The 5,438-nt window shown below is 71.7% G+C and carries 8 protein-coding genes; 1 reads left to right on the top strand and 7 read right to left on the bottom strand.

Translation table 11 applies throughout. The annotated features are described in order from the left end of the window. Positions 1–1,285: S8 family serine peptidase (locus ACFFCA_RS19650; RefSeq protein WP_375487956.1), on the top strand; the 1,285-nt coding region annotated here is incomplete at its 5' end. On the opposite strand, the gene ACFFCA_RS19645 is transcribed toward ACFFCA_RS19650, so the two are convergent. The 7 genes from ACFFCA_RS19645 to ACFFCA_RS19615 are packed head-to-tail and all read right to left on the bottom strand — an operon-like array spanning position 1,275 to position 5,182. Then, positions 1,275–1,604, bottom strand: coding sequence for a WXG100 family type VII secretion target (locus ACFFCA_RS19645; protein ID WP_375487954.1), 330 nt, complete (start codon positions 1,602–1,604; stop codon positions 1,275–1,277). The two genes, ACFFCA_RS19650 and ACFFCA_RS19645, sit on opposite strands and share 11 nt — an antisense overlap. A gap of 1 nt (position 1,605) precedes the next feature. Beyond that, the gene (locus ACFFCA_RS19640) at positions 1,606–1,965 is read right to left on the bottom strand and encodes a hypothetical protein (RefSeq protein ID WP_375487953.1); all 360 of its coding nucleotides are present in this window, start codon (positions 1,963–1,965) and stop codon (positions 1,606–1,608) included. Continuing rightward, complete coding sequence (locus ACFFCA_RS19635) at positions 1,965–2,231, bottom strand: hypothetical protein (protein ID WP_375487952.1); 267 nt, start codon at positions 2,229–2,231, stop codon at positions 1,965–1,967. The genes ACFFCA_RS19640 and ACFFCA_RS19635 overlap by 1 nt, the downstream gene beginning before the upstream one ends. After that, positions 2,228–2,566 carry a hypothetical protein gene (locus ACFFCA_RS19630; RefSeq protein ID WP_375487951.1) on the bottom strand — a complete coding sequence of 113 codons (339 nt, stop codon included), beginning with the start codon at positions 2,564–2,566 and terminating at the stop codon, positions 2,228–2,230. Before ACFFCA_RS19630 ends, ACFFCA_RS19635 begins: the two co-directional genes overlap by 4 nt. Further along, positions 2,563–2,895: a hypothetical protein gene (locus tag ACFFCA_RS19625; protein ID WP_375487949.1), complete on the bottom strand. Its 333-nt coding sequence runs from the start codon at positions 2,893–2,895 to the stop codon at positions 2,563–2,565. The genes ACFFCA_RS19630 and ACFFCA_RS19625 overlap by 4 nt, the downstream gene beginning before the upstream one ends. Continuing rightward, a complete protein-coding gene (locus tag ACFFCA_RS19620) occupies positions 2,892–3,941 on the bottom strand; it encodes a hypothetical protein (RefSeq protein WP_375487947.1) in 1,050 nt (349 codons plus the stop codon). Before ACFFCA_RS19620 ends, ACFFCA_RS19625 begins: the two co-directional genes overlap by 4 nt. A 5-nt stretch (positions 3,942–3,946) precedes the next feature. After that, positions 3,947–5,182, bottom strand: coding sequence for a S8 family serine peptidase (locus tag ACFFCA_RS19615; protein WP_375487945.1), 1,236 nt, complete (start codon positions 5,180–5,182; stop codon positions 3,947–3,949). Positions 5,183–5,438 lie beyond the last annotated feature (256 nt).

Below are 5,438 nucleotides of genomic sequence, written 5' to 3'. Positions count from 1 at the left end.
CGCTGACCCACCCCGCCGCCCGCACCGCCGAGCCGCCCGCACCGTGCCCGCCCGGACGACGCGTGCGCTGCTCGCGTCCGCGCTGCTGGCGGGGTCGGTGCTCACCGGCGCGGCTGCGGCGGCCCCGGCCGGAGCGGCAGCGCCGGACGACTGCAGGGTCAAGCCCGGCACCCCCATCGGCGACACCTGGCCGCAGCGCCGACTGGACTTCCAGCAGGTCTGGGGGCTGACCCGCGGCCGCGGCGTCAAGGTCGCCGTCATCGACAGCGGCGTCAACTTCTCCAACGAGCAGATGCGCGGTATCCACCACGATCGCGGGCAGAGCGTCATCCCCGCCTTCGACCGAACGACCCGCGACTGCATCGGCCACGGCACCGCCGTCGCCGGCATCATCGCCGCGCAGCCCGAGGCCAACGCCACCTTCCTCGGCGTCGCACCCGACGTCACGCTGGTGCCGATCAAGCAGACCAACACCGAGGAGGACAAGTCGGGCACGGCCGACGGCATCGCCGCCGCCATCCGGGTCGCGATCCGCGACCGCGTCCAGGTCGCGAACATCTCGGTGGCCGTGTCGACCCCGACCCCGGCGCTGAGCGCCGCGGTGTCCGCGGCCCGCACGGCGGGCATCGTGCTCGTCGCCGCGGCCGGCAACGACGGCCAGCAGACGAAGAGCAAGGCCTACCCGGCGGCGTACTCGACCAGCTTCGACAACGTGATCGCGGTGTCGGCCACCGACACCAAGGACGCGGTGGCGCAGTTCTCCAGCTCCGGCGGGTACGTGACGGTGGCGGCACCGGGCAAGGACGTGCCCGTGCCGGCCACGTTCAGCGGCTACTTCAACGCCGACGGCACGAGCTTCGCTGCGCCCTACGTCACGGGCACGGTCGCGCTCATGCTCGCCGCTACGCACGGCCTGACCCCGGGGCAGGTGCGCTCCCGTCTCGAGACCACGGCCGACGCCCCGCCGGCTGACGTGCCGGACCGGATGTACGGCTACGGGATCGTCAACCCCTATCTGGCGGTGACCGCGCTGCAGGGCGGCGCCGTGGCCGCACCGCGGTCGGCCAAGGCCTCGCCGCTGCCTGCGCCCCGGGCCGCGAAACCGGCCGACCGGAACTTGCAGCACGTCGCGCTCGGGCTCGCCTTCGGCCTTATCGGGCTGGCCGTGATGGCGTGCGTCGCGGCAGGCATCCTGCGCAGCGGCGCCCGTCGACGGCCCGGGGGCCCTGCCACGGGCGCCGTCGCCGATCCCGACGCGGGGCGCGGAACCCTGGTCAGACGCTGATCTCGCCCGCGGCCGAGGTGAAGCCTTCGGTCAGGCCGTCCTCGGTGCCCGCGTACCCCTTCGCCTGGGCGGTCAGCGCCTGGCCTGCGTAGCGCACCTGCTCGACGTGGGAGGCGATGCCGGTGAACGCCTTGGTGAGCACCGCCTGGTAGATCCCCTGGAACAGGGTGCCCTGCTCGTCGCCGCCCCACGGGGCGCCGTCGCCGTTGATCGTCGAAGCCAGGTCCTGCAGCCCGGACGCCATCGCGTCGCCGGTCGACGACAGCTGTGCACCCTGGCCGGCCATGGACTCGGGGGTGACCCGCATCGGGGCGGGCACGTCAGCCCTGCCTGTCGGTGGAGTCGCGGGCGATCAGCCGGTCGAGCGTCGCCGAGATGTCGGTCAGCCGCTGCTGCGCGCTCGCACCCAGCTCGGTGGCCAACCGGCTCAGCGACGCGGTGTCGGGGGAAGCGACCCCACCCACCGAGGCGGGCAGCGCTGCGCGGGCGGCGAGCTGGGCCGCCTGCACGGTTTCGGTGACGGCAACGGCGAGTCGGGCCGCGTCCATGCGCATGGCCTTCGCCTCGATCCGTACCTCGACGACCTGGCCCGCGCCGTCGACGACGGCGGAGACCGTCTCGTCGTCGCCGGCCTCGTGCCGTGCGCTCGACAGCTGATCGAACGGGTCGGGTGTCGTCATCAGAACTCTCCTCTCGCGAGCACCCGCTCGTCGCCGGTTGCCGGGTCGACGATGCGCAGGCTGGTCACCGCAGGGTTGGCGCGCAGGGCCGGCAGGTCCCGTTGCAGGAAGACGCTCGGGACGACGACGTCGTGGGCGAACAGCGTCACCTGCCCGGACGCCTGCTCGGCGTAGCGGGCGCTCATCCGGTCCCAGATCCGATCGGCCTGCCGGCGCGTCAGCGTGCTCTGCTGCCCGTCGAAGATCTCGGGCCCCACCTCGCTCATGCCTGCGCCTCGGACCGGATGTAGGTGACGAGCTGGTCGAGGGTTCGCAGGATGCGTGGGTCGTCGGGTCGGATGAACTCGCAGCGCTCACCCCAGTGCTCGAAGGTCGCGGCGACGTCCGCCAGCAGCTGTTGCGCCTCGTCCGGGGTCAGGGCCTCGCCGTCGCTCCACACGGGACGGTCCGGCAGACGCACGTAGTAGACGTCGAGCGGCTCGACGGCCAGCGTCAGCGTGCGCCCGGACCGGGCGTAGACGAACTCGCTGCGGGCCACGCTGGCGACGATGGCGCCGCTGTCGTGCGCCACGGCCTGGGCGCCGAGTTCCTCGACGATCACCGTTTCTCCCCGGTCACCAGGTCGTAGACCACATCGAGCTTCCACCCACGCTGCTCGGCCACGAGCACCAGCATGTCCGCCACGTTGCGACGCTCCTCGGTGGTCAGCGGGCTGCCGTCGTCCCAGTTGTCATGCACCCCGTACACGGACAGGGATTGGTGCCGTCCGTAGTCGACCGGGATCTCCACCTGCCGGTTGTCGAGGTGGTAGGTCAGCGACCCGGGACCGGTGGTGACCATCTCGGCGCCGGTCACCGTGTCGAGGAAGCGCACCGGGCCGACGTGACCCTCGGGCCCCGTCTGCACGACCCGCGCGGACTGCCGCCTCACCGTTCGAAGATCCTGGTGTCCGCCGGGCCTCCGGGCGCGACAGGATCGCGCTCGGTGATCCCGGTGACGTCGCGGTTGCCCCGGAGCGCCGGCACCTCCTCGGTCTTCCAGAACCCGTCGGGCCGCGCGTCGTGCACGTAGGCCGTGACGTCGCCCGAGGCGTTCTCGCCGTACCGTTGCGACAACCGGCCCCAGATCTTGCCCCGCTGCGAGTCGCTGACGAGCCCGCTGTTCTCGCCGTACAGGTCCAGGTCGTCGAAGTACTTGCCGCCCGGGGTCTGCTCGAGCGTGGTGCTGGTGACGCCGTTGTCGGTGCTCCTTTCGGCGTAGTTGCGCATGCTGACCTTGTCGGCGTCGCGCCCGGACCAGAACACGGCGCCGTCCTTCGGGCTGCGCACGTCCGCGCGCTCCGCCTTGCTGATGAGCCCGGCGAACTCGCGGGTCTGCGCCGAACGGGTGGCGACCTTCTCGCCGATGCGGGCCGTGTCCTTGGCCAGGGTCTTCGCGCCGACCTTCTCGAACAGCTTGGCCGCCTGCTCGAACAGCCTGGCGATCTCGCTCTCGACCATGGAGATGACTTTGTTCAGCGCTTCCCGGCAGATGACCCGGGTCGCGGCGACGAAGCCGGGGACCTCGGCGGTGGTGGCCCCGAACGTCGCGAACGCGGTCGCGATGGCCTGGGCGACCTCGATGGCGAGGATGATCAGCTGGGCGATGAACAGGATCTTCAGCGCCAGGGTGATCCCGGCCATGACGATCAGCCCGGCGCCGATCAGCTCGGCCGCGGTGGCGTTGTCGGGCAGGTTCGGGCCGGGCCCGTCCTGGTGGTTCCACCAGTCGCGGAAGGCGTTGACCGCGTCGCCCTCGTGTACGGACCAGACACTCTGGGCGGTGCTGTCGGCGGCCTGGGCCTGACCGCGCAGGGACGAGCCGTAGGACAACCAGGTCCGGCCGGCCTCGAACAGTTTGTCCTCGTCGGCCTGCGGCCAGATCAACCCGATCCAGCCCAGCGGTTCGGTCAGTTCGCCCGGCAGCTCGATGCCCACGGCGGCTACCTACCGTAGCCCGGAGGCGGTGCCGGCGGGAGGCCCGACGTCGCCCGAGGGCGACGCCGTCGCACGACGATGATGACGACCCCGACGGCCAGGACGACGACGACGACCACGAGCACGGCGACGGCGGCGGGGGAGATGCCGCCACCGCTGCCGCCGGAAGCCGACGCGGTCGAGCTCGCGCCGTCGGTCGGCGAGGCCGACGGGCTCGCGGACGGGTGCGACGAACTGCCGGAGGACGACCGGGCCGAACCGAAGTCGCGATCCCACGCGTCGAAGATCGGGTTCGGGGCGTTGGCGGGAACGTCCTGGGTGAGCGTCTGGTAGGGCAGCAGCTCGCCGTAGCCGAGGTAGTTGTCGATCCGCTTGTCGATGCCGGCGGTACCGCGCCCGGTGTGGGTCCAGTAGATCGCCCGGGCGACGATGCGGCGCATCGAGTCGTGCGGGAAGTGCGAGATCAGCAGCGCGAACATGCCGGACACGAACGCTGCGGACGAACTGGTACCGGAGTTGCCGGGGTACGGGCCACCGAGCGTCTGGTTCAGCTGCTCGTTGACCAGGTCGTAGGCCTGGGACACGAAGTCGATCTCGGGCCCGGACGGGGTCTTCGTCCACCGCTTACCGGCGGCGTCGACCCCGCCGATGGCCAGCGCCCCCGGACAGTTGGCCGGGTTGTCCACGGCACCAGGGTCGTCGCCGGCCGAGACGACGACGATGACGCCGTGCTGGTAGGCGTAGCGGATCGCGGCGCCCTCCGAGGCCGGGTTGCATGCCGACTCCGAGCCGAGGCTGACGTTGATCACGCGCGCTCCTCGGCTGACGGCGGCGCGGATCGCGCTGGGCAACAGGTCCGAGACGGTCTGGTCCCCGCCGGCGCCGACGTTGATCGGCAGGATCTTGGCCCTCGGCGCCACCCCGACCATGCCGCCGCCGGCTCCCGATCCGGCGATCTTGACCGCCATGTCGGTGCCGTGCGAGTAGCCCTTCAACGTCTCATAGGCCGAGTCGGAACCCGGTAGCTCGATCGGCGTGACGGTCTGGCCCTGCAGATCGCCCACCGCCGTGTTGACCCGGGAGTCGATGACGGCCACGGTGACCCCGGCGCCCTCGCTGACCTTCCAGGCCTTCTGCAGCTGGTAGATCCCGTACCAGGCCGCGCCCTTCGGTACGGTGCGCGCGGCTGCGGGCTGTGCCGTCACCAGTCCGGACGCCGCCAGGACAAGAGAGGCCAGCACCAGTGCTGCCGGCTTCGCGGACCGTCTACGTCCGTGGCGCATGACAACCTTTCATCGGTTTTCCGAGGTCTGACCGGCGAGCGGCGATGCCGCGCACCAGTCAAGCAGAGATCAGGTGATCACCGACGGAGGTGCTTCGGTGCCACCCCACACGTCGTCGTCCTCCTCGAGCCACGTGCTGCGCTCACGCTCGCTCTCGTCGCCGCCGCCGGGACCGCCGCCGCGCATGGGCGAGGCCCCGAGCACGCCCGGGCGC

The sequence above is a fragment of the uncultured Jatrophihabitans sp. genome (assembly GCF_964252635.1).
GTDB lineage: Bacteria > Actinomycetota > Actinomycetes > Mycobacteriales > Jatrophihabitantaceae > Jatrophihabitans.
This window is presented reverse-complemented; position numbering and strand designations above follow the sequence as displayed.